Origin of the sequence: Nonomuraea sp. NPDC050556 (genome assembly GCF_044457355.1) — a bacterium.
Taxonomy (GTDB): Bacteria; Actinomycetota; Actinomycetes; order Streptosporangiales; family Streptosporangiaceae; genus Nonomuraea.
On sequence record NZ_JBITGU010000006.1, the window covers coordinates 474,958 to 501,846 of the forward strand.

The window sequence follows — 26,889 nt, forward strand, 5'->3', positions numbered from 1 at the left end:
TTGGGTACCCTCCTCATGTGGCGGATAGAGATCATGTAGTGTCGTTCGCTGAGTTGGCGACGGCCGATCTGGTGCTAGACGCCATCTATGCAGGCGGCAATGCCGGCAATATCTCCGACGATCCTCTGGCCCGGCTGCTCCCCGGCGTGGGCAACCAGGGCGGGTTCCGATTCCACGGTTCACCTACTCGACAGGACGTGCGCTTCGCGCTCCTCTTCACAACCGGTGCCGAGCCTGACTGGCCAGATGAGCTGGACCTGCAAACCGGGATCTTCACCTACTACGGCGATAACCGGCATCCTGGCAAGGAACTCCACGAGACCTCGCGCCGTGGCAACGTCTTGCTCCGCGACGCCTTCGATTGGAGCCATAGCAATACCAGTCGCGTGAACGTCCCGCCCTTCTTCCTGTTCGAGAAGGCCGCCGCCATGGGCCGCAATGTTCGCTTCCGAGGACTGCTCGCACCGGGTGGCGCCGTACTGACCTCCGACGACGAGTTGCAGGCGATCTGGCGCTCAACTCGCGGCGTACGCTTCCAGAACTACCGGTCTCGCTTCACCGTTCTGGATGTGCCGAAGATCTCACGCGCATGGATCACGGACCTGGCAAGGGGCAACTCACTCGGCTCCAACTGCCCGCCCCCGTGGCGAGAGTGGATAGAAGCTCGCACCTATCAGCAGCTGCTCGCCCCGTCCACGACTATCGTACGAAGCAAGACGGAGCAGGAGCCTGATGCGGCTGGAAAACAGGTGGTCTCAGCCATTCACCAGCACTTCTCCGGGCGCCCTCACGACTTCGAAGCATGCGCAGTTGAGATCTGGCGAATGATGGCGCCTTCGACAGGCGCCTGCGAGGTCACCCGGCACAGTCGCGATGGCGGTCGTGACGCGGTTGGCGAGTACCTCCTAGGCCCTGCCGGAGACCGTGTTGCCGTGGAGTTCGCGCTTGAGGCCAAATGCTACGCGGCCACGACCTCGGTGGGCGTCAAGGAAGTCACTCGGCTGATCTCCCGCATCCGGCACCGCCAGTTCGGCGTGTTCGTGACCACCTCTTACTTCAACAGCCAGGTCTACAAAGAGGTGCGCGAAGACGTACACCCCATCGTCATGGTCTGCGCTCGCGACATCGCTGACGCCCTGCGCAGTCACGGGTATGGCGACACTCATGCCGTACAGGGCTGGCTCGACCAACGATTTCCAGCTTCCACATGATCCGTACGGCTTCCGCCCGCTGCTCCAAGATTCTTTACCTTCCCAAGGGGCTGGGAAATCCTCTCAACCCTGTGGAACTGTCAGCCACTCTCGCTAGTGTCGCTCGCATGTTCGGGACTGGGATCCACCGCTGCGACCACAGCCTCTACGGCCATGGTCAGCGCTTCGTGTTCCCAAAGGCGGACAACCCGCCATCCCGCAGCTTCGAGGGCAGCGTTGACGATCTGGTCGCGTTCCATGTTCCTACGGAGCTTCGGCGTCCAGTACCACTCGTTCGTCGTGGGCTGCCTACCGTGGTCAGGGCAAACGTGCCAGAAACACCCATCGACGAAGACCGCGACCTTCTTAGCCGTGAACACGATGTCCGGCCGGACCTTCACAGTTCCAAGCTCCAGGCGGAAGTCCTTCCGATAGCGGTAGCCCAGACGATGCAGAGCGCTGCGAAGCACCACCTCCGGCTTGGTGTTCGCCCGGCGGTTGGCCTGCATGTTCCTGGACCGGCCGTCGTTGAGCGGCGCCGGATACAGCCCACGCTCGTGGGCCTGCCTTCTGGCTTGAAGTCTCTTCCGGTCAGACACATTCGTTCCGATGGGCTCACGGTTCCCTGTCTTCTCCGCGAAGATACAGCTGCTCACCGGTCCAACGCCTCATCCTGGCTACGAAAGGGGTCCCTGTGACCGAGCAACACCTTCGCGTCATCGAGATCTGCGCTGGGGCAGGCGGCCAGTCCCTCGGCCTCGAAAAGGCTGGTTTCGAGCACGAGCTAGCCATCGAGCTGGACGAGAACGCAGTTAACACGCTGCGCCACAACCGCCCCCACTGGAAGGTGCGACAAGGTGACGTAGCAGACCTCACGGTGTGGAATCCGGCCGACTACGCCCCAGAGAAGCTTGATGGTCAGCCGATTGAGCTCTTCGCAGGAGGTGTGCCTTGCCCTCCGTTCTCTATCGCTGGAAAGCAGCTAGGTGCCAGCGACGAACGAGACTTGTTCGCGTGGGCAATTGAGCAGGTCAACATCCTCAAACCACGGGCTGTTCTGCTGGAAAATGTTCGAGGGCTTAGCATGCCTCGCTTCGCCGGGTACAGGCAACACGTTCTGGACAGGCTGGCCGAGTTCGGTTACGCAGCGGAGTGGAGCCTTCTGGAGGCATCCGACTACGGAGTTCCGCAGCTGCGCCCGCGCTTCGTGCTCATCGCCATGTCACCCGCAGACTTCGATTACTTCCATTGGCCGAAGCGGATCGGCGACCCGCCTACCGTTGGGGAAACCCTGCTGGACCTGATGAAAGCTAACGGGTGGGACGGCGCCGAGGAGTGGGCCGCGAAAGCGAACGACATAGCCCCGACGATCGTCGGGGGATCAAAGAAGCATGGTGGTGCGGACCTTGGCCCCTCCCGCGCGAAGCGGGCATGGGCTGCATTGGGCGTTGACGCTCTCGGCGTACACGATCAAGCCCCGCCATACACGGAGAAGCGCCCTATGACCGAGCTCGGACCAAAGCTGACATGCGAGATGGTTGCCCGCATTCAGGGCTGGGACAATGACGAATTCAAGTGGGAATTCACCGGCAAGAAGACTTCGAATTACCGCCAGATTGGCAATGCTTTCCCTCCGCCTGTAGCCAAGGCGCTCGGTATGGCTATAGCTGCCGCGTTGAATCGCACGGTGGAGCGGCGCAAGGGCGGCATTGATATTCACCACGACCCCATCTATCGAGCGTTGCGCGACAATGGCGACTTCATGACTGCAGTACAGATCGCGGAAGCTACCGAGCTCGCACTCTCACCGGAGGAGTTGGAACGTCGAATCAGCCTTCTTGCTCACGATTTCTCCATCGAGGTCAACTCAGACGATGCTCTTGTTTCCTATAAATTGGGAGAGTTCAAGGCATTCCTGGGGCAGGACAACCACGCTCGCCACGATCAGTTTGAGCGATATCGAACAAAGATCAGTTGACCTTCGCAAGCTTTGGTTGCAGCCCACTCGTATACATCCTGAATCCCGGCCGGGCCGCGAGGAGGGGCCCTGCGGGAACAGGCTCGCGGAAGACGTAACCGGATCCCATCATAAAGCCGTGCCCGGTCGGCCATACCGGTGACGGCGACCAGTTTCGGTAGCCACATCGCCGACGCCTCGACGGAGGACGGCGGCAACTCGTGACATGCATAGGGCGGGGCAGGGGAGAGGAATATGCAGGTCACGGGGCTTGAAGGAGACGAAGCTTCGTCGCCGCGGCGCTGATTTGAGCGGTGCTAGGCAGGTGTACAACCCCGAACTGGGATGCCCGCCCTAACTGAATCTTGTGGAACTGGAAGGGGGGCGTGGCTCCGGCGAGAAACTCCTGTGGCTGACGTTTCCTACCCTGGTCGTCCTCACGGAACTTGTTGTTCTTTACGAGCAAGCTGCATACAGTGCGTCCGCACCAGAAATCGACCCGGAACAGCGCGTCCGCAAGAGGATGCAGGCGCACGTCAAGGTCGGCAGCGCGCAATTGGGTAACAACATAAATCTCGCGAAGGAAGGAGTAGTAGGCGTTGCCGACGCGCCAGCGCATCGCGGCTTTAGCAGCAGACAAAGGCACCCCCAGCGACACCAACCTCTGAATCTCGGCATCGGCAGGTCCCCATAACATGAGGGCCGCTTGGGGATCCTCTTGGATGAAGGTGAAGAAGTGTTGCCAGGTTGGCAGCTCGCGTAGATCCTCTAGGACGTAGTGGAGGACGTGAGTGAAGGCGAAGTCAGGGTGCCAGTCAACAATTTCCACTACGCTCTCCGCCACCCGTCGCTGCACCTGGCCGAGAGCATGGTCAGTCGTCTTGCAAACACGCTCCACGTCTGCGGGAGTGAGTTGGTAGAGGAATTCGGTTGGGTGCGCCAGCACGAAGGGAACGACGGCTGGTGCCTTGGAAGGGTCCTGCTCCCATTCAGTAAGGGCCCGATTGGCTTCCGGGGTCACATTGAAGAGACCGAGGACATCCTGGGCGGTGGTGCAGGTGATCTTCATAGCCATCCTTCGGATGCGGGTGCAACCGAATATATGGGGTAGCAGTGACAATTCCGGCCCATCGAGGGCGAGCACCTTCCTGGGCCAGAGGAGCAGGGCTCAGGCCGTCGAGCAAAAGGCAGGGCCAAATACGTTCCGCGCAACCCGCCACATGCAAGCAATGCTTGCAGGCCCTTCAGCAACCCCTTGACGCCTGCGGTGCAACAACGAGCCAGGGTGCATGTGACCAGGCCAGCAGCCCGAGCGGCGGTCACTACCCACCGACCGAGCCCGTTGATGCCCTTAACAGTCTCGAGCCTTCCAGGAGGAACGATCGCGCCCAGGAATCGACAAAGACTCCGACCGGAGCCCAGAGCCGTCAATCCACACTGAGTACTTTCATCCTGAATGGCGGCCTTCTTCGATGAGCTGCAGGACGAGGATGGCCCGCACGATCGTGGTGGCGCGATGTGGGCAGCAGGGCAACCGGGCCAGGACCTTCCGGGTCTTCAAGGTGGCAACGGCGCGTTCCCCGCAGGCGCGGATGCGAGCGGGCACACTGAGCCGGTCACGTCGGCATACGTTCGAGACGGCGCGTAGCGGAGCGCTTGCTCAATTTGAGCGGAGCGCTCGCTCGCGGATAGTGATCATCACTTGAAAGCTCCGACTCAGCGCAGACGGCCGAATTTGCTGTTGCCGGACGCCTGACCCCCTGTGGTCGACTACGCATCGCCGAACGATGGCCACCCCACGGGCGACCCAACTCCTCTCCGCCCACGCCCGCTTGCAAGCCCTGCCATAGCCATCCGACCCGTGCCTACCCGACGCGGTAGTCGGGCCTCAACGCTGACCACAAGACGCGATCTTGCCCGAACGGACATATTGGGTCAAAATCGCAGGTCAAGCGCCCTGTGATGAGCTTCCGGTCGAGTTCATCCGCTGCCGGTGAGAGGCCTCCCACGTTGGCAAATGTCTGATCGATGTCATGGTCTACTTCGGGGATTTCCGTCCAGAATTTCTGGCCAACCCCGGAAGGAATCTCGTGCATCTCAAGAAAATCGCCTCGCTCCTCGGCGTCCTCGCCTTGCTCGTCACATGCTCGCCAACCGCCGCTTCCGCGGAGTCTGGGTCCACACCCTGTGGTTGGCTGCACGTCTGGGGCCCGGATTACGCTGTTGCCCTCGGCGCAACGCAGAAAGACCTGGCCAACGCCATTTCCATGAGAGGGCGCGTCTGCGTGCAGCAAGCCGGTGATCTGCAGATCCCGGAAATCCAGGTGAGCGTGGACCACAAGTGGGCCACGGGGCAGACCGACCTCGTCGTCACCCTCAAGTCGCTGAGCACAGCGGAGGACGACCCCATCGATCCAACCACACCAGCCACGCCCACCCCGTCCACGGTGGAGTTCTCCCTCCATCCGGCGATCAAGACGGGAACGCCGTGGTTCTCCCAGACCCACCCGCTCCAGGCGCAGCGCGATTACTGGGTCGAGGTGACCACGCGCTTCGCCAACAACGCCGGGCCTGGTGGATATCGAACCTTCGTTTTGGTCAGCAAGAAGGCGTCTCTCAAGCCCCTGTCTCCGCCTCCTTCTTCAGGGGGCGGAGGCTGCAATGGGACCTGCCCCAACCCGGATGGCTGGCCTTACAACGTTACGAACTGATCAAGTACGGCCCTCGCCGCATGGGTGACCAGGACCGCTCCACTTTCTGATTCCGGAGGAACGGCCACCCCCAGCCGCTCCTCCCATCGAAGAAACTCCGCCACCTCCAGCGGCCACGGTCGGTAGGCGATCCGGGCCCGGCACTGTGCCGCGACACCTACCAGAGCGGCGGCCTCCGCCGGAGCGAGTTCGCAGGCCATCAGCGCTGCCAGATGGATGACCCGGAACATCGTGCCGAGGTCGTGAAAGGTGAACGCGGCACGCAGGCAGTCGAGGAGCGCCCGCCTGGCCTCCTCCTGCCGCCTGGCGCGCCAGTGGGCGTGCGCCATCGCCTCGTAGACCTCTGCCGCCAGCCTGGCCCACTGCTTCTGCTCGCACAGAATTCTTGCGTCGGTCAACCATTCGAGTGCCCGGTGGTGCTCTCCCGAGAGGATGTCCGCCCATGCCCTGGCCAGAAGCGCCTGGATGACGAGGTTGGGTAGCATCCCTTCACGCCGGTCCAGCAGCCGCTCGGCCAGCCGTACCGCGTCCTGAAAACGGCCGGCACGTACGGAGATCAGGCAGTGCAGGGCCTGGCAGGCGTCGGTGGGTAGTCTGGCCTGCTCGGCGGCGGCATAGGCCGCCCTGATGGAGGACTCGGCCGCCTCCTGCTCGCCCCACCAAGCCAACATCACCCCAGCCCCTGAGCAGGCGGCCACGATCCGCGAGTAGTCTCCGGACATCTGGGCGGCGGCGACCGCGGCCCGGACCAACTCCACGGTGTCGTCCTCGAGTAGTGCGTCGCTGATGGCCGCGAGTCCGAGCAGGACTGACGCGCGGTCGGCCGGCGCGTTGGTGAAGTCCAGAGCGTGGAGTAGATGTGCGCGTGCCTCAGGAAGCGCATCCGCGACGTAGGCCAACCGTCCCGCCCAGTGCAGCAGCTTGCCGCGCAGCTCTTCGTCCAGCGACTCTTGCCGGGACAGAGCTTGGACGGTCCAGCGGCGCAGGGCGTCGATCTGGCCGATATCCCGGTCCCAGAGGGGTCGGGCGCCGGTCAGCAGTTCTACGCCCAACCGCAGCCGTTCTGCGCTGCTCGTGGAGTTCAGCCCCCAGTCCAGGGCCGCGAGCACGTCAGGAAAGCGCGGCCGTAGCCAGGCGGCCACGTCTGGACCGCGAGTCAGTTCGCCCAGGTAGCGCAGGTGTTCGTCCCGGATGATGGTGAGATCGTCAGGGTCGGCCGCCAGCCGGCAGGCCTCCCGGATCGGGATCAGAATCCTGTAGCTGTACTCATCAGCGCGAGTAGCTTGCACCAGGGAGCGATCGATGAGCTCCCCGAGAAGCTCGGCGACTTGCTCGGGCCTGATAGGCGCCCTCCCTGCGACTGTCTCGGCTGACTCCAGCGTGAAGGCGCCCGCGAAGACGGTCAGCCGGGTCAGCAGCAATCGCTCGGCCGGCCCGAGCAGATCCATGCTCCACTGCACAGAACTGACGACGGACTGCTGATGCGGCAGCCTGACCGTGCGCGCGCTGAGCAGTCCGAGCTGGACGTTCAGTCGTTCCAGCAGCGGCCCCAGGCGACATCGTGCGCAACCGGGCCGCTGCCAGCTCCACCGCCAGCGGCAGTCCGTCGAGACCAGCACAGAGCTCGGCAACGACCGGCAGCTCGGACGACAGGTCCAGGTCCGGCACGTGCTGTGCTGCCCGTCTGCGGAAGAGCTCGACCGCCTGCGGTACGGCCAGCGGCGCGACGTTCCAGACAGCTTCGCCGGGCAGGCTGAGCGGCTGACGAGAGGTGATCAGGAGGGTGACGTCCGGGCAGGCGTTGGTGATCTGCGTGATCAGCTGGCCTGCCGTACGGAGCACATGCTCGCTGTTGTCCACGAGCAGGGTGCGGCTGCCGGCCCGCAGCTCGTCCAGCAGCTGGTGGGAACGCACGCCCAGCGCCTCGCTGAAGGCCGCTGTGATGATCTCCAGATGCTCGCCGTCGTCTCCGGATCGTGGCTCGTCCGGGAGCGGTCCCAGTTCGATGACGGACACCCGATCGAGCCGGGCGGCCAGTGCGAACGCGAGCGCGCTCTTGCCTGCTCCACCGGGTCCGGTCAGGGTGACCATCCGGTGCTTGACCAGCAGTTCGAGCAGGACTTTCAGGTCCTTATCCCGGCCGATCAGTACGTCCTGCCAGTGCCCTTCCTGGCTTTGGCGTGGCTGCGCGAGGGAGAGACCGCCGTCCTGCGCGGCCGTCACGAGTTGCTCCCGCTCGCTGGTGTCGAGGCCCAGAGATTCGGCCAGCAACGCCAGGGTGGTTACCCGAGGGGCTGCGATCAGCCCTAATTCCAGCCGTGAAATAGATCGGGCGGACAGCCCCGACTGTGCGGCCAGCTGCTCCTGTGTCAGCCCAGCGCGCAGCCGCAGTTTCCGCAGCAGCTTGCCAAATATCACGATCCCCCGCCCAGCTTCACCTAGGTCTATGGCTGGCGAATGTCCAGCGAATGTCGAATCAGCGTCGTGGGCCACGAGGGTGGCGCCGACCAGACTGGCTCTCGCATACCCCACAACACAAGAAAGGCCCCTTGATGAAGAAGCGTATCCTCGGAATCACCGCGTTGACCGTCCTGGCCAGCAGCGCCCTACTCGCCCCTGCCGCCAGTGCTTCATCGGCGGGTTGCGGCTGGTTCAAGGCGACAGGACCTCACTACGCGGTCGCGGAGGGTGGCACCACCGCCGACTACGCCAACGCTGTCACCGTGTTCCGCAGGAACTGCCTGGAAGAGCCGGCTGACCTGCGCACTCCCGAAGTCAAGGTGCGACTGGAACACAAGTGGGCCACTGGGCAGACCGACATGGCCGTCGCCTTCAAGTCGATCTCCACCGATCCCATGCCAGGTGACACGGAGCGGACCCTCGTCGTCGACCATCCGGCGATCCCGGTCGGCGACTACTGGGAGTCGCCTATCTTCCGGCTCTCGTCGGGGGTGTCGTACACGGCGTACATCCACACCAGCTACACCAACAATCTCGGGCCGGGCGGTTTCCGCAGCTATGTGGGGCGGTCGAACCCGGTCTATCGGTAGGCCTGGGCGGCTCGAACTCGGGCCGCCCAACTCGTTCAAGAGTTAAGGAACTGAAAGAAATGAAGAGAGCATTCATCGCGCTTACGGTGGCGCTGCTGGCTCCGGTGTCTCTCGCTTCAGCGAAGACCGAGGCCATCGAGACCGCTGTTCGGGTATTCGGGCCGCCAGTTTGCTGCGTCGCGGCTGGCAACGCCATTCCTAACCCGGGTATCTACGATGGACACTAGTGGTCGCGCCCATTAGTTGGGCGTGCTGCCTGATGCGCGACTGAAGGAACCCGGGCTTTGGCCTGGGTTTCTTCATGATCGGGGTCATATCGACACAGGCAGCCGTGGGGCGCTGTCCGCGATGGATCTCAAGCGCGCCTTCGCGGGTGGGGACGCGAAGGGAGGCGGGACCACGGCCAGCGAGGTTCGGTGTCCGTACGAGGTCCAGGGAGATGTCACAGGGCTGTTGTTTCGCGGGGGATCAGCCTGTGCGGGGCGCAGAGTTCCTGGGGCGGGCCAGGGGTGGCGGTTAGGCGGTTCGTGAGGAGGGTGACGGCGGCGTCGGCTATGTGGGCCTTGTCCGGGGCGATCGTGGACAGGGTCGGGGTGGAGAAACGGCCGTCCTCTATGTCGTCGAAGCCGATCAACGCTACGTCCTCCGGCACCCGGATGCCTCGCGACAGCAACGTACGCAACGCGCCCAGCGCCAGCGTGTCGTTGAAGCAGAACACCGCGTCAGGTGGCGTGCCGGAGTCGAGCAACTGTGCCATCGCGGCAGCCCCGTCGGAGCGGTGGAAGTCGCGTACGTGGGCCACGGCGTGCGGCGTCAGCCCCTGCGCGGTCAGCGCCGCGCGGAATCCGCGCAGCCGCTGCTTGGCTGTCATCGCGGACGCCGCGCGCTGCGCGCCGATCGCGGCTATGCGTTGGCGGCCCAATGAAAGCAGGTGCGTTGTGGCCTGGTGTGCGGCGGCGACGTTGTCGACCGCTATGTGGTCGAGGGAGGAGCGGCCTACGCGCTCGCCGAGCAGTACGAGGGGTGTCTGGTCCGTTCTGGCGGCCAGGTCGGCGGGGGTCAGCGCCAGCGGGCTGAACAGCAGGCCGTCGATGAGTTGCGCCCTGATGCCGGATATCACCAGCAGTTCCTTGGCCCGCTGTCCCTGGGTCTGGTCGATGAGGACGGTCCAGCCGCGCAGGTCGGCGACCTCGATCACGCGGGTGGCCAGCTCGGCGAAATACGGGATCGACAGGTCGGGCACCGCCAGGGCGATCACCCCTGAACGGCCCTGGCGCAGGCTGCGTGCGGACAGGTTCGGGCGGTAGGCGAGTTCCTCGATCGCCGCCTCGACCCTGGCGCGGGTGTCCTGGCTGACGTGCAGGTAGCCGTTCACCACGTTGGAGACGGTCTTGATGGACACCCCGGCGTGCTCGGCGACGTCCTTCAGCCGTGGTCGCATGATCCCCTCTCGGAATAGGCCTGGGAAGCACTCTACAGCCGGGTTTCCAACGATGTAACCCGGGCTATTTACAACGTTGGATACAACGTTATAGAAAGGGCGGCACCCGCACCGCGTGAGGAGCCGCACTGTGCAGAGCGCACACCTGACCCTGGACCCGGCCTTCGAGATCGCGCCGGTCGACCGGCGCCTGTTCGGCTCGTTCGTCGAGCACATGGGCCGCTGCGTCTACACCGGCATCTTCGAACCCGGCCACCCCCTCGCCGACGAGAACGGCTTCCGCACCGACGTCCTCGACCTGACCCGCGAGATGGGCGTCAGCCTCGTGCGCTACCCCGGCGGCAACTTCGTCTCCGGCTACCGCTGGGAGGATGGGGTCGGCCCCGAGCGTCCCACCAGGCTCGACCTGGCCTGGCGGCAGATCGAGACCAACCGGTTCGGGCTCGACGAGTACATGGCCTGGACGCGCGCGGCCGGCGTGGAGCCGATGATGGCCGTCAACCTCGGCACCAGAGGCATCCAGGAGGCGTGTGACCTGCTGGAATACACCAACTACCGATCCGGCACGCACTGGTCGGACCTGCGGATCAAGCACGGTACGGCGGAGCCGTACGGCATCAAGCTCTGGTGTCTCGGCAACGAGATGGACGGCCCCTGGCAGATCGGGCACAAGACCGCCGACGAGTACGGCCGGCTCGCCAACGAGACCGCCAAGGCCATGCGCATGGTCGATCCCGGCGTCGAGCTGGTGCTCTGCGGGAGCTCCAACAGCCAGATGCCCACGTTCGGCGCGTGGGAGGCGACCGTGCTGGAGCACGCGTACGACGCTGTCGACTACCTCTCGCTGCACGCCTACTACGAGGAGGACGGCGACCTCGACAGCTTCCTGGCCGCCGCCGTCGACATGGACCGCTTCATCTCCTCCGTGGTGGCCACGGCCGACCACATCAAAGCCAAGCTCCGCAGAAAAAAGACGATCAAGCTGTCGTTCGACGAGTGGAACGTCTGGAACCAGGCCCGCTACGAGGGCCGCGAGCAGGGGGACTTCGAGGAGGCGCCCGAGCTCATCGAGGACACCTTCACCGCGGCCGACGCCGTGGTGGTCGGCGACTTCCTCATCACCCTGCTGCGCCACGCCGACCGGGTGAGCGTGGCCTGCCAGGCGCAGCTCGCCAACATCATCGCGCCGATCCGCACGCAGCCCGGCGGCCCCGCCTGGCGCCAGACGATCTTCCACCCGTTCGCGCTGACCGCCCGCCACGCGCGCGGGACCGTGCTGCGAGTGGAGCCCTCCACGCCGGTGCTGGAGACGCAGAGGTACGGCGAAGCCGCCCAGCTGTCCACCGTCGCCACCCTCGACGAGGAGGGCGTGACGGTGATCGCGGTCAACAGGAGCGCGCATAACCAGCTCGACCTGACCGCCGACCTGCGCGGGCTCGGCCCGCTCACGATCGCGGAGACGCACCTGCTCGAGGCGGGAACCGACCCGCACGCCACAGAGGTGGCCGTCAGGCCCCTCGCCACCGCGCAACTCCATGGGGGACAGTTGCGCGCCCTGCTCCCGGCCGCGTCGTGGAGCCTGATCCGTCTCACCTTTCCGAGGAGCTGACCCCCTATGCGACGCCTGCTCGCCCTCGCCATGATCGCCGCGCTCACCGCCTGCGGCGCACCGGAACAGTCCGGCGGCAAGACCACCCTGACGTTCTGGAACGGATACACGGGACCCGACCGCCCCACGCTGGAGGGGCTGGTGAAGAAGTTCAACGACAGCCACCCCGACATCCAGATCCAGATGAACGTCATGACCTGGGACGTGCTGTTCCAGAAGCTGCTGCCCGCCTACACCAGCGGAAACGGCCCCGACCTCGTCGCCTTCGACGACGCGCACATCGGCCGATTCGCCGCCAAGGGCGTCCTCGCTCCCCTGGACGACTGGTTCACCGCCGAGCAGACCGCCAACCTGGTCAAACCGGCCGTGGACGCCACCGTCTTCAAGGGCAAGCACTACGCGGTCCCGATGACCTTCACCCCGATCCTCATGTACTACAACAAGAAGCTCTTCAAGGACGCCGGACTCGACCCCGAGACCCCGCCCGCCACCTGGGCGGACTGGCAGGCGGCGCTGAAGAAGCTGACCAAGGACACCAACGGCGACGGGCGTCCCGAGCAGTACGGCACGGCGCTGCCCGACCACCAGACGATCCAGGTCTGGCCGATCCTGCTGTGGGGCAACGGCGGCGACCTGCTGTCGCTGAACAGCCCGCAGTCGGTGCAGGCGGTCCAGCAGTGGAGCGACCTCATCGTGAAGGACAAGATCTCGCCCACCGGTCTGGGCGGCGCCGACGCCGACAAGCTGTTCCAGACGGGCAAGGCGGCCACCAACATCACCGGGCCGTGGATGACGACCGGCTTCAAGGAGGCCGGGCTCGACTTCGGCGTTGCCATGGTGCCCGCGGGTCCTGCCAAGGGCGTGACGCTGGCGGGCGCCTCCTCCTTCGTGCTGAACGCCAAGGCCGACGCGGCCAAGCAGAAGGCGGCCAAGGAGTGGTTCACCTTCTGGAACTCCAAGGAGTCGCAGATCGCCTGGTCCAACGGCTCAGGCTTCCCCGGCGTCAGGACCGACGTCACCCCTGACGACACCAAGGCCAACCCCTACGTGGCGCAGTTCGCCGCCTACTCCGACAAGGCGCAGGTGCTGCTGTCCGGCCAGGCCGAGTTCCGCAAGATCTACGAGGAGACGTTCGAGCCGGCGATCCAGAAGGTGACCACGGGCAAGGCGCAGGTCCAGCCCGCGCTCGACGAGGCGGCCAAGACGATCGCGCCGCTGGCGAGCCAGTGATGCTCAGGCGAGCCTCCGCGCTGACGCACCGGTCGGCGCGGGGCTGGTCCACCAGGGCTCGCCGTACGGCTGTCGCCTACACCTTCCTCGCGCCGACCCTGGTCGTGGTGGCCGTCTTCATGGTCTGGCCGATGGTGAGCTCGCTCTTCGACTCCTTCTTCGACAAGTCCATCGGCCCTGGTCCGTTCGTCGGGCTGGGCAACTACACCAAGCTGCTCGGCGACGAGGCGTTCCTGGTCGCGCTGCGCAACACGGTGTTCTACGCGGTCGTGGCCACCCCGGTGGCCGTCGCGCTCGCGCTCGGCCTGGCCCTGCTGCTCAACGGGCGGATCAGGGGACGCGGGTTCTTCAGGTCCGCGCTGTTCCTGCCGTCGGTGGTCTCGCTGGGCGTGGTGGCGATCGCCTGGAAGTTCCTGCTCGACCCGGACATCGGCCTGGTCACCTACTGGCTGCGCGGCCTCGGCGTGGACGTGGGCGACGGGGTGCGCGACGCCGACGTGGCCATGTGGTACCTGATCGGCGTCGGCGTCTGGAAGAACACCGGGTTCTACATGGTGATGTACCTGGCCGGGCTGCAGACGATCCCGAGGGTCTACTACGAGGCGGCGACGATCGACGGGGCCGGGCCGTGGCAGCGCTTCAGGAAGGTGACCTGGCCGCTGCTCGGGCACACCACCATGTTCGTCTTCATCATCGCCGCGATCGCGGCGTTGCAGGTGTTCGACCAGATCTTCGTCATGACGCGCGGCGGGCCGCACTTCGCCACCGAGTCGCTGGTCTACCTCGTCTATCGCAAGGGGCTGCAGGACTTCGAGTTCGGCTACGCCTCGGCGATCGCCTGGGTGCTGGTGGTCATCGTGTTCGTGCTGTCGCTGGCGCAGAACGTGTTCTTCAGCCGCCGGGCGGTGAGGTACTGATGCGGGTCCTGAAATATGCCGCCCTGATCATCGGCACCGCGCTCGTGCTGCTGCCGCTCGTCTGGATGGTCATGGCGTCGATCACGCCCGAGGCCGCCATCGTGCGTTACCCGCCCTCGCTGCTGCCAGGCGGCTTCACCACCGACCACTACACGCAGATCTGGGGCAGGATCCCGTTCGGCAGGCAGTTCCTCAACACGGTGATCTTCGCGGGCGGCGTGACGGCGATCTCGCTGCTGCTGGACTCGCTGGCCGCCTACGCGCTGGCCAGGCTGGAGTTCCCCGGCAGGAACGCCGTCTTCGTGCTGATCCTGCTCCTGCTGATGATCCCCCCGCAGGTCACCCTCGTGCCGCTCTTCCAGCTGCTCAGCGACCTGGGCTGGATCAACACCTACCAGGGGCTGATCGTGCCCCGGGCGACGAACGCGTTCGGCATCTTCTTCCTGCGCCAGTATTTCCTCACCATCCCGCGCGAGCTGGACGAGGCGGCCAGGATCGACGGCTGCTCCGACCTGGGCATCTACCGCAGGGTGATCCTGCCGCTGTCGGGCCCGGCGCTGCTGACGCTCGGCCTGTTCCACTTCATGTACAACTGGAACGACCTGCTCTGGCCGCTGGTGTTCACCACCGACACCGACATGCAGACGCTGCCCGCCGGGCTGGCGCTGTTCATGGGCGAGCACGTCATCGAGTACGGCCTGCTGATGGCCGGCGCCGTCCTCACCCTCCTGCCGATGGTCGCAGCGTTCCTGCTGGTCCAGCGGCGCTTCATCGAAGGCATCGCGACCACCGGAATGAAGTAGGGACTCCCCATGGTGAAGCACGTCCTGGCCTGTCTTGCCCTTTTACTCCCAAATATCGCGACGACGGCTGTGGCCGCCAACACCATCTCCATCGACGCGAGCAAGCCCGTCGGCGTCGTCCAGCCCGCGGTCACCGGCCAGATGATGGAGTGGGCCTCCGACAACATGAACAACGCCTGGGCGGAGAAGGTCGCCAACCGCTCGCTGGAGACCGCCCCCGCCACCAGCACCCTCTACGACGGCTTCGACGCGGCCGACCGGTCGAAATGGACCCCGGCCAGCCTCGACGGCGCGCCGCTCGGCACCTTCACCACCTCGGGTGGCACCGCGGCGATCACCGGATCCCAGCCCGGTCGGTTCGGCATCCTGTCCAACCCGGTGCCCGGCAGCCGCTACGCCACCGTCAGCGTGGAGACGCGGATCGTCTCCTACACCGGCGCCAACGCGATACTCAGCGTGTACGGCGGGCCGGGCGACTTCACGAGGTTCGCCGAGTTCGCCATCGAGGGCGGGGTGCTGAAGGTCTTCGCCGACGGCCAGGCCCCCTGGACGGGCGGCGCGGCCACCACCCCCGCCGTGCTCAGGGTCGACGTCTCAGGCCTCGAGGGCGTGGCCAGGACGCTGCGCTTCTTCTACAACGGCGCCCTGGTCCACACCCTGTCCGGCTTCACCGGCCTCCCCGGCGACTACCGGGCCTTCCTGTACGGCTGGAGCGGCACGGTCAGCGCCGACTACCTCGCGCTCACCCCCGACGGCACGTACGACTCCTTCGGCGGCGCCGCCCTGTCACCCCGCTGGACGCCGACCCGCCTGGAGGGCGCGACCAACGGCTCGGTGGCGGTGTCGGGCGGCAAGGCCACGATCACCGGAGGCGCGGCCTCCCGCTACGGCCTGCTGTCCGAGCCGATCGGCAACAGCTCGGTCGACTGGACGACGATCGAGGCCAGGCTGGCGAGCGCGTCCGGCACGAACGCTCTCATGAACATCTACGGCGGCACGGGCGGCTTCGACCACTTCATGGAGTTCGGCGTCGAGGGCGGCGTCGCGAAGGTCTTCACCAGCGACGGCACGGGCAACTGGACGGGCGGCGCGGTCAGCCTGCCCGCCACCCTGTCGGTGCAGGTCAGCCCGTACTGGTCGAACGGCAGGCTGTTCAGGTTCTTCGTCAACGGCGCCCGCGTCCACGAGCTGGCCACCCGCGTCGACGTGCCGCTGCAGGACTTCCGCGTCTTCCTCTACGGCTTCGGCGCCTCCACCACGAGCTGGGACAACCTCGGGATCAGCCAGGTGCACCTGCCCGACCGGTGGGACAACCACTTCGAGGGCGGCGGCGTGTCGGGCGCCTGGACGCCGACCACGCTCGCGGGCGGCTGGGGCAGCGCGGGCGCGTCCAACAGCCAGATGGTCGTCAACGGCGCCGCGAACAGCCGCTACGGGATCATGTCGCAGCCGATCAGCGAGAGCGACGTGCAGGCCTACGCGGTCGAGGCCAAGCTCGACTCCTACACGGGTGTCAACGGGCTGCTCAACCTGTACGCGGGGACGGGTCGCGGCGATTTCTCGAAATATCTGGAATTCGGGGTCGAGGCGGGCACGCTGCGCGTCTTCGGCGACGGGGTCGCGCCCTGGACGGGCCCCGCGGTGTCGCTGCCCGTCGTGCTGCGCATGGAGGTCGGCAGGAACGTCGACTTCTTCGCCAACGGCCGGCTCGTCCACAGCCTGCCCCGGCCTGCCGTACTCCAGAACACCGAATACCACGCCTTCCTGTACGGCTACGGCACCAGCGTCACGAAGTGGGACTACCTGACCTGGTGGCGCACCGACAACGCCTGGCGTCCCGACGGGCACACCGACGTGGCCACCTACAGCCGTGACCGCGCCGCGTTCAACGGTAGTTACGCCCAACGCATCGACCTCACCCAGCACACCACCGGGCGCAGGGGCGTCAGCCAGGGCGGCATCGCGGTCACGGCCGGCCGGCCGTACGAGGTGAGCGTCTATCTCAAGCAGGCGGGACTGACCGCGCCCGTCACGGTCGCACTCGGTCCGGACTCCGGCGACGGTCCCGGCTACACCGCCTACGCCTCGGCGACGCTCTCGGGCATCACCGGAAGCTGGGCGAAGTACACCGCCACGCTCACGCCGACGGCCACGGATCGCTACGCCAAGCTCTTCATCGGTACGGCAGGCACGGGCACGCTCTGGATCGACCTGGCGAGCGTCATGCCGAAGGACCCGGCGGAGGTGGCCTACGGCGGCTGGCGCAAGGACTTCGTGGACCGGCTCGCCGCGCTCAAGCCCGGTTCCATCCGCTGGCCAGGCGGCATCATCGCCGACAGCTACACCTTCAGCGACGGCATCGGCCCGCGCGACCAGCGCCCGCCCATGTACTACGGGCAGTGGGAGGCCGAGTGGATGACCAACGACGTCGGCACCGACGAGATCCTGGGGCTGGCGGAGGCGCTCGGCATCCCGGTGGTCCTGAACGTGAACTGGGGCCAGGGCACGCCGGCGACCGCGGCGAACTGGGTGGAGTACACCAACGGCGCCTCGACCACCACGTGGGGCGCCAAGCGCGGGCGGCAGCCGTACAACGTGAAGACCTGGGAGATCGGCAACGAGGTGTGGGGGTCGTGGACGCCGGGCCACACCGGCGCGGCGGCGTTCGCGGCGAGCTACGTGACCTTCCACGACGCGATGGCGGCCAAGGACCCGTCGATCGCCTTCATCGGCGAGGGCGGTGACGGCACCAACAACGACCAGAGCTGGAACACCACGATGATCGCCAATGCGGGCGGCAAGCTCGATCATCTGTCGATCCACTACTACAGCCCGCAGCCGCTGCCGCAGAACTACGACAGCGCCGCGCTCTACTCCGCCGCCGTCGGGGCGCCCGTCGTGATCGGCGACCGGATGGCGACGGCCACCAACACCATCCTGAACGGCACCAACCGCGACATCAAGATCGCGGTGACCGAGCACAACGCCATGTACTTCAACGAGGAGCACCGCAGGACCCGCACGCTCGAAGGCGCGTTGCAGGAGGCGGGGTTGCTCAACCTGTTCATGCGCAGGAGCGATGTGAACGAGGTCAACGCGGCCTCGACGCTGATGGAGTTCTGGGACGGCAGCGCGATCAGGCTGGGCAACCGGGGCAGCTTCGTCACCCCGGCCTACCTGGTGCAGCAGTTGACCGCAGAGCGGCACGGGCCGCTGCTGCTGCCCACCACGGTGAGCGGGCCGGCCTACAACGCACCGGCGATGGGCAACCTGCCCGCCCGCAGCGGCGTGCCCATGCTCGACGTCACCTCGACGCGATCGGCCGACGGGACGAAGGTGTACGTCTCGGTGGTCAACCGCGACCCGGTCGCGGCGCAGTCGGCCTCGCTGGCGATCGCCGGAGCGGGCACGATCGGCTCGACGGTCACCGTGTCCACGGTCGCCTCCCCTGGCTACCTGGACAGGAACACCTGGCAGAACCCGACGGCCGTCCAGACGGTCACCACGACGGCGAGCGGGACCGAGCACAGCTTCCCCGCGCACTCCTTCACGGTGCTGACCTTCGACGTCGCCGCCCCACCCGTGACGACCCCGCTGCTCGTCGGCCGGGTCACCAAGGCGGACGGCACGCCCATCGCGGGCGCCACGGTCAACGGCGCCACGACGGACGCGTCCGGCTACTACCGGCTGAGCACCCCTCCCGGGACCTACACCCTGAACGTGTCAGCGCCCGGATACACGAGCGCGACCAGAACAGCCGTGGAGGTGACGTCACTCGGAGCAACCGCCCTGCCCGTCCGGCTGTCCTAGTGACAGGGATCACTGTCACAGCGCGGGGGCCTGTCTCGTCATGTAGGTGAGGAAAGGCAGGTGCTCCCATGCGTTCGTTGTCGATCAAGCACCGCTCGTTCCAGTTCTCACACTGGTCGTTCATGTTCGCGGAAATGGCTGTCTGGTCATTCGTCGTCCTGACGGTGACCGGCGCCTATCTGATGGTGTTCTACGTCCCCGACATGTCCCAGGTCGCTTACCACGGCTCGTACGGCCCGCTGAACGGGCTCTTCGTCAGCCAGGCCTTCGACTCGACCATGCACCTGAGTCTGGAGGTGCGCGGCGGCCTGCTCATCCGCCAGGTCCACCACTGGGCGGCGCTCGTCTTCGTGGCGGCCGTCGCGTTGCAGCTGCTGCGCATGTTCCTCACCGGCGCGTTCCGCCGGCCGCGCACCACGCAGTGGCTGATCTGGGTGACGCTGCTGGTGCTGGGCATGGCCGCCGGTGAGACCGGCAACGCCCTGCCCGACGACATGCTGTCGGGTGGCAGCCTGTGGCTGATCATGTCGGTGGTGGAGTCCATCCCGGTGGTGGGCACGTGGGTGATGTCGTTGCTGTTCGGCGACGGCTTCCCCGGCGACAGGGTCATCCCGGTCCTGTACGGCGGGCACCTGCTGATCCCGGCCGTCATCGCCGGGCTGCTGATCGTCCGCGAGCTGCTGGTGCGCCGCCACGGCCACTCGCACTTCACCGCCACGCCGGTTTCGCGGAAGAGCGCCCGCCCGCTGATGGCGCTGACGACGACGGGCATGCTGATCATCCTCGGGTTCGGCTTCCAGATCGCCCCCATCTGGTTGTACGGCCCGGCCAAGCCGACGCAGGTCTCGGCGGGCGCGGTCCCCGACTGGTACATGGGGTTCCTCGACGGCGCCCTGAGGATCATGCCCGGCTGGGAGCTCACCATCGGCGACTACACCCTCAGCCTCGCCGTCCTCATCCCCACACTCGTGATCCCCGGGGTCTTCTTCACCGCCCTGGCCCTCTACCCCTTCGCCGAGCGCTTCGTCGCCGCGCGCCTGAACCGCCGCGACGCGGTGGGCCGGCCCAAGAGCGCCCGCCGTACGGCCCGCGACCTGAGCGCGCCCGACGTGCTCGACCGGCCGCGCGACACCCCGGTGAAGACGGCCATCGCGGTCGCCGGCGTCACGTTCTACGGCCTGCTGTGGGCGGCGGCGGCCAACGACCAGATCGCCCACGCGTTCCACCTCGCCATCGAACCTGTGACGATCTTCTTCAGGTACGCCGTGCTCATCGGTCCGGTCATCGCCTTCGTCCTCACCCGGTGGATCATCCTCGCGCTCCAGCAGGAGGCGCGCCACGAGGCCGAGGAGGGCGTGGAGACGGGCATCATCGTCCGCACCCCGGACGGCGGATTCCACGAACGGCACGAACCGGCACAGCGCGAGCACGCGATCACGGCAGGAAGATGACCATGAACAAGCCACGAGTGGTGATCGTCGGAGCGGGAGTCGCAGGGGTCGAGGCGGCGCGCGGCCTGTCCCGCACGGTGGCGGGCGCCGCGGAGCTGATCCTGGTCAACCCGGCGAGGGACGCCGTCCATCCGGAACTGCTCCCGCAGGTGATGGCGGGCGTCCTGAGCCCGGACCAGGTGGGCGTGCCGCTGGCCGAGACGCTGCCCGGCGTGCAGGTGGTGCTCGGTACGGTCACCCACATCGACACCGACGCCCGGCGCGTCCTCCATGACGGCGGCGTCATCGACTACGACCGGCTGATCGTGGCGGCGGGAGGCGTGAGCGAGGTGGCGCACGTCGCCCGGGTCGCGCCGTACAGCTTCGGATTCCACAACGTCGGCCAGGCCCTCCAGCTGCGCGAGCACATCGAGCGGCAGATCTCCCTGGCCGCCGCGAGCACCGACCCCTTCGAACGTGCCGCGCTCACCACGTTCGTCGTGCTCGGCGCTGGCTACGCGGGCACGGCGGCGGCCTCGGCTGGGCACTCGCTGGCGCAGTCGATCGCCGCCCGCGACCCACGGCTGCGTGACCAGCCGATCCGCTGGATCCTGGCCGATCCGGCCGAGCGGCTGCTTCCCGACATGCGGCACCGCCTGTCCAGGACCACGGCGCGGATGCTGCGGTGGCAGGGCGTGGAGGTCAGGACGCACACCTCGCTCGGGCAGGTCACCTCGCAGGGGCTGCGACTCACCGACGGCGAGTTCATTCCCACCCGTACGGTCGTGTGGAGCTTCGGGGTCCGTCCCGATCCGCTCGTGACCAACCTGGGGCTGGCGGCCGAGCAGGGCAGGCTCAGGGTGGACGAGTACCTCGTCGTGCCGGGCCACCCTGAGATCTACGCCTGCGGGGACGTGGCCTCCGTGCCGGATCTCACCAGGCCCGGCAAGATCATTCCGATGAGCGGGGAGCACGCGCTGCGTCAGGGCAGGCTGGCTGCCAACAACGTCGCCGCCTCGCTCGGGTACGGCTCGCGCCAGCCGTACCAGCACAGGATCCACGGCTCGGTCACGGAGCAGCTGCTGCGGGCGGCATGACCAAGCGGGATCGGGTGGGTTCGAGGGCTTCCAGAGGTACGGGGGTGGCGGACCAGGGGCGGTGCAGGTGATCGTCGTCGGTGCGGGGGACCAGGTGGACGTGCAGGTGGAAGACGTCCTGCCAGCCTGCCGCACCGTTCGCTTGGAACAGGGTCAGGCCGTCGGGGCTGAGGGTTTCGCGGATTCTACGGGCCATCCGGTGGACTGTCCGCATCACCGCCACCGCGTCGGCCTCGGGGATGTCCCAGAGGTCCTTGGCGTGGCGTTTGGGGATGACCAGGGTGTGGCCGTCGGTCACCGCGGTGATGTCCAGGAAGGCCATGGTCAGGTCGTCCTCGAAGACGACGGCCGCGGGGGTCCTCCGGTGCACGATGGCGCAGAAGACGCATTCTTCCTGGGTCAAGGAAGGTCACCGGCCAGTGCTTCGACGGCGGCCTGGATGTTCGGCCCTCCTGCGCCCAGGGTGAGGATGTGTGCCTGGCCGGCCAGCGTCGCGTCGTCGGGCATGCCCACGCCTACCAGAACCGTGTCCGGACGTTCTGCCATGACCTTCTCCACCCACGCGCGCTGCCAGGGGATGCGGTAGGCGTCGCGGACCACGATCACCAGCCGGTGGCCACCGTCAACGGCCAGGAAGGCGTCTGGCGTCGGGCCCTGCTCGTCCACGCGTACGGCGTGGGCGACCAGGTCGCGCCGGGTCAGGGCGTCGGCGACGCTCCAGTAGGCCTCGCCCGCCACGACGTTGGCCGGGGCGCGGAGTTCGACGACGACCGCGCGCTCGCGCAGGACGACGTCACCCTCGACACGCACCGCCCGCCTGGCCGCGTCGAGGCCCGAGGAGGGGCGGGTGGCGTGAGCGCGCATCTCGGCCACCCGGGAGGCCGCGCGTTCCAGCGCGGAGACCTCGAGGTCGCCCCGCCGCACCGCGTCCGTGACCGCCGCCCTGATCGCCGCGCACTGCCCGCCGTCGTCAGGCCCGATCAGCAGCAGGTCGGCACCGGCCTGGAAGGAGCGGACCGCAGTGCCGGGCACCTCGCCGGCGGGCACCAGCGCGGTGGCCGTGCTCAGCAGCACACCCTCGTACCCCAGCTCCCCCCGCACCAGGTCGTGGAGGATCCTGCGGCTCAACGTCGCCGGGTTCTCGGGGTCCAGCGCCGGATACATCGCGTGCGCGATCATCAGGCTGGACACCCCGGCCTCGACAGCCGAGACGAACGGCGCGAGTTCCCGCAGACGCAACGTCTCCAGATCGCAGGAGATCACGGGAAGCGCGTCCTGGTGCGGGTCGGTCACGGTCGCGCCGTGACCGGGAAAGTGCTTGGCCGCCGTCGCGACGCCCGCCTCCCCCATCGCCCGCACGAAAGCCGCCCCGTGCGCCCCGACCAGCCCGGGAGAGGAGCCGAACGAGCGCACCCCGATCACCGGGTTGTCCGGGTCGCTGTTGACGTCGAACGACGGCGCCAGGTTGTAGTTGACCCCGGCCGCCACCAGATCGGCCGCGATGGCCGTGGCCACCCGGCCGGTCAGATCGAGGTCGTCGACGGAACCCAGCGCGAGGTTGCCCGGGTAGGGGCTGCCCGTCTCGTAGTGGAGCCTGGTGACGTCGCCCCCCTCCTCGTCGATGGCGATCAGCGCGTCGGGGCTGATGGCGCGCACCTGAGCCGACAGGCGGCGGACCGAGTCGCCTCCTGAGAGGTTCTGCGGGAAGAGGATGACCCCCGCGAGCCCGGCGACCCAGGGTGGTACGGCGGTGCCGTGGAACCCGGGGAGCAGGCACCCGTTGATCAGACGGTCATATGTGCTCATCGACGGCCTCCAAAGAGCTGCTCCAGGACCTCGGCGACGCCGTCGTCGTCCTGGGCGGGGATCACGTGGTCGACCATCGCCAGCACGTCGGCATGGCCGTTGGCGACGCCGTACGAACGGCCTGCCCAGGACAGCATGGGCAGGTCGTTCGGCATGTCGCCGAAGGCGACGGCGTCGGCGCTGTCGATGCCGAGCCGTTCGGCCAGGTCGCGCAGCGCGGAGGCCTTGCTCACCCCCGTCGCGATCGCCTCGACGAGTCGCAGGCCGTTGGAGTGGTAGGGGGTCACGATGGGCGACAGAGCGGGCGCCGCGAGGGCGAGCAGCTCGTCGGCGGACAGGCTGGGGTGGCGTCCGAGCAGTTTGGGCGCGGGATGCCGGAACAGCTCGTCGTTGCCGACCCGCCGGATCGTGACGCCCCTGTCCCAGTCGTCGGACTCGTACAGGTCGTCGGCGGACAGGCCCTCGGCGTACTCGACCGCGAGCCCGATCCCGGGGATCGTCGCCCGCAGCAGCCTGCCCGCCTCGGCCAGGATCTCCGCCCCGATGAAGTTCTCCTCGACGACCTTGCCGTCGCGCATGTCGTAGATCAGCGCCCCGTTGGAGCAGATGGCCAGCTCCTGGTCGCCGAACGCCTCGGCGAGCTCCGCCACGAGGCGCGGCGCCCTTCCGGTGACGAAGACGATCGTCGCTCCCGCGCTGCGGGCCCTGTCGAAGGCTTCGACCGTCCGCGCCGAGACGGTGCCGTCGCTTCTGACGATCGTCCCGTCCAGGTCGGTGGCCACCAGGCGTGGTGGCGTCGTGTACGTCATCGCTGCAGCTCCGCGGAGAGAGAGTTGATGTCTCTGATGGTGTTCGACAGGGGAAAACGAGCGGCGTTGGCGCGGCCGGCCGTACGGAGGTCCTCCAGCGCGCCAGGATCCCGAGCCAGCCACGCGAGGACGTCGGCCAGATCGCCGGAAAGGCTGAGGGCCGAGTCCCCGAGCACCTCGGCCAGGCCTGGAACACCCTGGTAGAGCACGGGCAGGCCGCACGCCTGGGCCTCCACGGCGACCAGGCCGAAGGCCTCGAGGCGAGCAGAGGGTACGGCGAGCAGGTCGTGGTCGCCGAACACCTCCCAGAGCTCGCGACGGTCCAGCCAGCCGAGATAGCGCACCCCGGAAACCCTGCCACGCAGGGCGCGGAACTCCGCCTCCGGGGCGGCCACGCTGAGCGTGACGCCGTCGAGACGGTCGACCGCGGCCAGCAGGCTCTCGACCCCCTTCTCCGCCGTGAGCCGACCGGCGTAGAGGAGGCGCAGGTCGCCGCCCTCTGCCCGCCTTGGTGACAACGGCCGCGCCAGCAGCTCGTCGGGCACCCCCCACGGGATGTGGGCGATGCGCCGCGGCTCGACGGGGGTGATGTCGCGCAGCAGGTCCGCCATGGCGAGGGTCGGCGTCGCGACGACGTCGGCCGCCTTGACCGCCTCGCGCAGCACCTCCGCCTGCGTGGGGTCGTCGGCCGCGAAGATCAGGTCGGTGCCGTGCACGAAGGCCACGGCCGGGTGCCGCGGGAACGCGCGGAGCAGCGCCGGGGTCGCGCCGAAGGCCAGGTGCTGCAGGTGGACGATCCCGTAGTCCTCCGGCTGGAACCTGTCGATGATCGCGGTGGAGAGGGCGTCGACGTAGCGCCAGAACCCCGGCCCGGACAGCGTCTTCCCCTCCACCGGGAGCATCACGGCGCCGGACCCCGACGGTCCGGCCAGCGTGAAGACGTCAGCGGGAACCGGCCGGCCGGGCGCCAGGTAGAGGTCGCGCAGGAGCTCCATGCTCCCGCCTGGGCTGCCCGCCGGCAGGTCGATCCCGGTGATCGCCGTCAATTCAGCTCCTCGTGCAGGCGGGAGACGTCGATGCCCTCGGTGCTCATGTACTTGCTGCCCATCTGCTGGTAGCTGGCGCGCGAGCCGTACGTCTCCAGGAAGACGAGCTTTCCGAAGGTCATGTGGGGATAGATGCGCACCGGCCGGACCACGCAGATCTCCAAAGTCCAGCGGATGGCGTGGCCCACGTGGCCGAGCGGCGCCGAGATGTGCACCCAGACGCCCAGGCCGCCGATGGTGTGATCGCCGTTGAGCAGCTGGGCGTAGCGCTCCGAGTGCGTGCGCTCGTGCGTGACGCCCAGGTAGAGCAGGCCCGGCTGCAGGGTCATGCCCTCCGGCGGGATCGGCTGCTCCGGCAGCGTGGAGGCGACGGCCGCGTCCAGGTCGTGGCCGCACACGCGGATGGTGTCGCCCAGCCGCCAGTCGTAGGCGTTCGGCGAGAGCCTTTCCGGCTGGAAGGGGTCGATGACGATGTCGCCCTGCCGTACGGCCTGCGCGATGGCGGGACCGGTGAGAATCACAGCAGAGCCATTCTGTCTTTCCAGTACCTGGATGCCTGGGGGCCTTTGGCGGCCTGGTATTTACCCGCGTAGAGATCGATGTCGCCGACCGAGACGAAGAACATGATCTGGCCGATCCGCATCCCCGAATAAACGCGCAGGGGGCGCACCGGCGACAACATCAGGGTCCACTGCCCGTTGAACCCGATGTCGCCGATCGGCGCGGTGATCTCCACGAAGAGTCCGAGGCGCCCGACGGACGAGCGGCCGAACAGGAGCGGGACGTAGGTGTCCGAGCCGACGCGCTCCACCGTGTGGCCGAGGTAGAGCTGGTCGGGCTGGAGCAGGTAGCCGTCCTCGCCGAGGGTGACGCTCCTGGTGGGGTTCTCCGCGTAGGAGTCGATGACGCCGTCCTCGTAGGTCAGCAACGTCTCGCCGAGCCGTACGTTGTAGCTGTTCGGATTGACCTGGTCGGCGTTGAACGGTGAGATCCCGATCCGCCCGCTCTCGGTCGCGGCGATGATCTCCGGGCCCGTGAGAATCATTCGGTCCTCTGGTTGGTGGCGAAGTCGAATGCGACGCGGTCCTCGATCTCCAGCTCCCGCGCCAGGCGGCGGATCGGGCCGAAGTCGGTGACGATCAGGTCGTTGCCCGGAAGGCTGCGGCTGTCCTCGACGATCTCCTTCGCCCGGGCGAACCCGGCGAAGCGCAGGATCTCCAGCCAGAGGTCGTAGTCCTCGGCGCCGAACGCGAGGATGGCGTCGGGGATGGTCCTGGCGAGCAGGTCGCGCTGCTTCGCGTCGAGGTGGACGAAGACGTCCTTCATCACCTCGAACATGACGGGTCCGTGCGCGGCCTCGTCCCGCGCGTGCAGCCGCGCGACGAGGGCGTGCATCGGCTGGATGGTGTCGTCTCCGGCCACCAGGTCGAGGAACTTGTTGATGCTGATCTCGCCGACCGCGGTCCACAGCAGGTAGAGCAGGTCACGCTCCCACTGCTCGCCGGCCTCGGCGGCCAGGGCGTACAGCCTGCGGTTGGTCACTGGATGCCCGTACTTGTCGGGCTCCGCGGTGGTACGGCGGGCCTCGCGCGTGCGGCGCATGGCCAGCATGTGCATGTAGGTGTGCCAGACCTCGTCGACGTGCGACTGCTGGATCGTCTCCTTGGCCTCGAACCGGTCGCACCCCGGGAACACGCCGTGCGCGAGCTTCTCGAAGGTCGGGTTGGCCACGTACTCCTCGGCCGCGATGACCCGCTCGTTGTAGGCCAGCCACGCCAGCGTGTTCACCTGGAGCTGCTGCTCGGGGGTGGCGGCGAGGTAGTCGGGGTGCTCGGCGAACGGCAGCAGGCCGGTCGGGTAGTCCATGAGCTCCGGGTCGTAGGGCCCGGGGTCGAGCACCTCGGTCATGTCCGTTCTGATGGTCGCCCGCCCCGGCCAGGCCGCGGCCAGGCGTTTCAACGTGTTCGGCCCGATGCCGGTCAT

22 protein-coding genes and 1 pseudogene are annotated in these 26,889 nt (G+C 67.3%); 11 read left to right on the forward strand and 12 right to left on the reverse strand.

Annotated features, from left to right (window positions below):
- Positions 1-38: 38 nt before the first annotated feature.
- Positions 39-1,211 (forward strand): restriction endonuclease, encoded by a 1,173-nt coding sequence (locus ACIBG8_RS49035; protein WP_397350216.1) that lies wholly within the window; start codon positions 39-41, stop codon positions 1,209-1,211.
- 80 nt (positions 1,212-1,291) lie between these two features.
- Here ACIBG8_RS49035 and ACIBG8_RS49040 read toward each other — a convergent pair whose 3' ends face one another.
- Entirely contained in the window at positions 1,292-1,846 is a 555-nt protein-coding gene (locus tag ACIBG8_RS49040; protein ID WP_397350217.1) for a very short patch repair endonuclease, read from the reverse strand.
- Positions 1,847-1,884: 38 nt separating this feature from the next.
- On the opposite strand from ACIBG8_RS49040, the gene ACIBG8_RS49045 reads away from it, so the two are divergent.
- Positions 1,885-3,168 (forward strand): DNA cytosine methyltransferase, encoded by a 1,284-nt coding sequence (locus tag ACIBG8_RS49045; protein WP_397350218.1) that lies wholly within the window; start codon positions 1,885-1,887, stop codon positions 3,166-3,168.
- A 241-nt stretch (positions 3,169-3,409) separates the two neighbouring features.
- Here the strand turns inward: ACIBG8_RS49045 and ACIBG8_RS49050 are convergent, their stop codons facing one another.
- The gene (locus ACIBG8_RS49050) at positions 3,410-4,216 is read right to left on the reverse strand and encodes a hypothetical protein (RefSeq protein WP_397350219.1); all 807 of its coding nucleotides are present in this window, start codon (positions 4,214-4,216) and stop codon (positions 3,410-3,412) included.
- 378 nt (positions 4,217-4,594) lie between these two features.
- Positions 4,595-4,750, reverse strand: a pseudogene (locus ACIBG8_RS49055) (IS5/IS1182 family transposase); the annotation flags it as partial.
- 430 nt (positions 4,751-5,180) lie between these two features.
- Between ACIBG8_RS49055 and ACIBG8_RS49060 the strand changes: the two are divergent.
- Positions 5,181-5,858 (forward strand): hypothetical protein, encoded by a 678-nt coding sequence (locus ACIBG8_RS49060; RefSeq protein ID WP_397350220.1) that lies wholly within the window; start codon positions 5,181-5,183, stop codon positions 5,856-5,858.
- 1,269 nt (positions 5,859-7,127) lie between these two features.
- Here the strand turns inward: ACIBG8_RS49060 and ACIBG8_RS49065 are convergent.
- Positions 7,128-8,276: a helix-turn-helix domain-containing protein gene (locus ACIBG8_RS49065; protein ID WP_397350221.1), complete on the reverse strand. Its 1,149-nt coding sequence runs from the start codon at positions 8,274-8,276 to the stop codon at positions 7,128-7,130.
- Between the two features lie 134 nt (positions 8,277-8,410).
- Here ACIBG8_RS49065 and ACIBG8_RS49070 point away from each other — a divergent pair, with 134 nt between their 5' ends.
- Positions 8,411-8,908, forward strand: a complete 498-nt coding sequence (locus ACIBG8_RS49070) for a hypothetical protein (RefSeq protein WP_397350222.1) — start codon at positions 8,411-8,413, stop codon at positions 8,906-8,908.
- A gap of 442 nt (positions 8,909-9,350) precedes the next feature.
- On the opposite strand, the gene ACIBG8_RS49075 is transcribed toward ACIBG8_RS49070, so the two are convergent.
- Complete coding sequence (locus tag ACIBG8_RS49075) at positions 9,351-10,349, reverse strand: LacI family DNA-binding transcriptional regulator (protein ID WP_397350223.1); 999 nt, start codon at positions 10,347-10,349, stop codon at positions 9,351-9,353.
- A 130-nt stretch (positions 10,350-10,479) separates the two neighbouring features.
- Between ACIBG8_RS49075 and ACIBG8_RS49080 the strand changes: the two genes are divergently transcribed.
- The 7 genes from ACIBG8_RS49080 (at position 10,480) to ACIBG8_RS49110 (ending at position 21,245) form a co-directional block, all read left to right on the forward strand.
- Positions 10,480-11,958, forward strand: coding sequence for an alpha-N-arabinofuranosidase (locus tag ACIBG8_RS49080; protein WP_397350224.1), 1,479 nt, complete (start codon positions 10,480-10,482; stop codon positions 11,956-11,958).
- 6 nt (positions 11,959-11,964) lie between these two features.
- Positions 11,965-13,188, forward strand: coding sequence for an ABC transporter substrate-binding protein (locus tag ACIBG8_RS49085; RefSeq protein WP_397350225.1), 1,224 nt, complete (start codon positions 11,965-11,967; stop codon positions 13,186-13,188).
- The gene (locus ACIBG8_RS49090; protein ID WP_397350226.1) at positions 13,188-14,105 is read left to right on the forward strand and encodes a carbohydrate ABC transporter permease; all 918 of its coding nucleotides are present in this window, start codon (positions 13,188-13,190) and stop codon (positions 14,103-14,105) included. Before ACIBG8_RS49085 ends, ACIBG8_RS49090 begins: the two co-directional genes overlap by 1 nt.
- Entirely contained in the window at positions 14,105-14,908 is an 804-nt protein-coding gene (locus ACIBG8_RS49095; protein ID WP_397350227.1) for a carbohydrate ABC transporter permease, read from the forward strand. The genes ACIBG8_RS49090 and ACIBG8_RS49095 overlap by 1 nt, the downstream gene beginning before the upstream one ends.
- A gap of 9 nt (positions 14,909-14,917) precedes the next feature.
- A complete protein-coding gene (locus ACIBG8_RS49100; RefSeq protein ID WP_397350228.1) occupies positions 14,918-18,718 on the forward strand; it encodes a carboxypeptidase regulatory-like domain-containing protein in 3,801 nt (1,266 codons plus the stop codon).
- 68 nt (positions 18,719-18,786) lie between these two features.
- Positions 18,787-20,169 (forward strand): cytochrome bc complex cytochrome b subunit, encoded by a 1,383-nt coding sequence (locus tag ACIBG8_RS49105; RefSeq protein WP_397350229.1) that lies wholly within the window; start codon positions 18,787-18,789, stop codon positions 20,167-20,169.
- Between the two features lie 2 nt (positions 20,170-20,171).
- A complete protein-coding gene (locus ACIBG8_RS49110) occupies positions 20,172-21,245 on the forward strand; it encodes an NAD(P)/FAD-dependent oxidoreductase (RefSeq protein WP_397350230.1) in 1,074 nt (357 codons plus the stop codon).
- On the opposite strand, the gene ACIBG8_RS49115 is transcribed toward ACIBG8_RS49110, so the two are convergent.
- From ACIBG8_RS49115 to ACIBG8_RS49145, 7 genes are read right to left on the reverse strand one after another with little or no spacing between them, the layout of a single operon-like run.
- The gene (locus ACIBG8_RS49115; RefSeq protein WP_397350231.1) at positions 21,217-21,648 is read right to left on the reverse strand and encodes an HIT family protein; all 432 of its coding nucleotides are present in this window, start codon (positions 21,646-21,648) and stop codon (positions 21,217-21,219) included. The two genes, ACIBG8_RS49110 and ACIBG8_RS49115, sit on opposite strands and share 29 nt — an antisense overlap.
- Positions 21,645-23,051, reverse strand: coding sequence for a glycoside hydrolase family 3 protein (locus ACIBG8_RS49120; protein ID WP_397350232.1), 1,407 nt, complete (start codon positions 23,049-23,051; stop codon positions 21,645-21,647). The genes ACIBG8_RS49115 and ACIBG8_RS49120 overlap by 4 nt, the downstream gene beginning before the upstream one ends.
- Positions 23,048-23,860 (reverse strand): HAD family hydrolase, encoded by an 813-nt coding sequence (locus ACIBG8_RS49125; protein ID WP_397350233.1) that lies wholly within the window; start codon positions 23,858-23,860, stop codon positions 23,048-23,050. Before ACIBG8_RS49125 ends, ACIBG8_RS49120 begins: the two co-directional genes overlap by 4 nt.
- Positions 23,857-24,906, reverse strand: coding sequence for a glycosyltransferase family 4 protein (locus ACIBG8_RS49130; RefSeq protein ID WP_397350235.1), 1,050 nt, complete (start codon positions 24,904-24,906; stop codon positions 23,857-23,859). The genes ACIBG8_RS49125 and ACIBG8_RS49130 overlap by 4 nt, the downstream gene beginning before the upstream one ends.
- Entirely contained in the window at positions 24,903-25,427 is a 525-nt protein-coding gene (locus ACIBG8_RS49135) for a dCTP deaminase domain-containing protein (RefSeq protein WP_397350236.1), read from the reverse strand. The genes ACIBG8_RS49130 and ACIBG8_RS49135 overlap by 4 nt, the downstream gene beginning before the upstream one ends.
- On the reverse strand, positions 25,424-25,951 hold the full coding sequence (dcd, locus tag ACIBG8_RS49140; protein ID WP_397350237.1) for a dCTP deaminase: 528 nt from the start codon (positions 25,949-25,951) through the stop codon (positions 25,424-25,426). Before dcd ends, ACIBG8_RS49135 begins: the two co-directional genes overlap by 4 nt.
- A complete protein-coding gene (locus tag ACIBG8_RS49145; protein WP_397350238.1) occupies positions 25,948-26,889 on the reverse strand; it encodes a diiron oxygenase in 942 nt (313 codons plus the stop codon). Before ACIBG8_RS49145 ends, dcd begins: the two co-directional genes overlap by 4 nt.

Bases quoted from the DNA above. Each gene is read 5' to 3' on its own strand.
- ACIBG8_RS49050 (WP_397350219.1), bottom strand. From the start codon at position 4,216: ATGAAGATCACCTGCACCACCGCCCAGGATGTCCTCGGTCTCTTCAAT.
- ACIBG8_RS49060 (WP_397350220.1), top strand. From the start codon at position 5,181: ATGGTCTACTTCGGGGATTTCCGTCCAGAATTTCTGGCCAACCCCGGA.
- ACIBG8_RS49070 (WP_397350222.1), top strand. From the start codon at position 8,411: ATGAAGAAGCGTATCCTCGGAATCACCGCGTTGACCGTCCTGGCCAGC.
- ACIBG8_RS49075 (WP_397350223.1), bottom strand. From the start codon at position 10,349: ATGCGACCACGGCTGAAGGACGTCGCCGAGCACGCCGGGGTGTCCATC.
- ACIBG8_RS49085 (WP_397350225.1), top strand. From the start codon at position 11,965: ATGCGACGCCTGCTCGCCCTCGCCATGATCGCCGCGCTCACCGCCTGC.
- ACIBG8_RS49090 (WP_397350226.1), top strand. From the start codon at position 13,188: ATGCTCAGGCGAGCCTCCGCGCTGACGCACCGGTCGGCGCGGGGCTGG.
- ACIBG8_RS49095 (WP_397350227.1), top strand. From the start codon at position 14,105: ATGCGGGTCCTGAAATATGCCGCCCTGATCATCGGCACCGCGCTCGTG.
- ACIBG8_RS49100 (WP_397350228.1), top strand. From the start codon at position 14,918: ATGGTGAAGCACGTCCTGGCCTGTCTTGCCCTTTTACTCCCAAATATC.
- ACIBG8_RS49105 (WP_397350229.1), top strand. From the start codon at position 18,787: ATGCGTTCGTTGTCGATCAAGCACCGCTCGTTCCAGTTCTCACACTGG.
- ACIBG8_RS49110 (WP_397350230.1), top strand. From the start codon at position 20,172: ATGAACAAGCCACGAGTGGTGATCGTCGGAGCGGGAGTCGCAGGGGTC.
- ACIBG8_RS49120 (WP_397350232.1), bottom strand. From the start codon at position 23,051: ATGAGCACATATGACCGTCTGATCAACGGGTGCCTGCTCCCCGGGTTC.
- ACIBG8_RS49125 (WP_397350233.1), bottom strand. From the start codon at position 23,860: ATGACGTACACGACGCCACCACGCCTGGTGGCCACCGACCTGGACGGG.
- dcd (WP_397350237.1), bottom strand. From the start codon at position 25,951: ATGATTCTCACGGGCCCGGAGATCATCGCCGCGACCGAGAGCGGGCGG.
- ACIBG8_RS49145 (WP_397350238.1), bottom strand. From the start codon at position 26,889: ATGACCGGCATCGGGCCGAACACGTTGAAACGCCTGGCCGCGGCCTGG.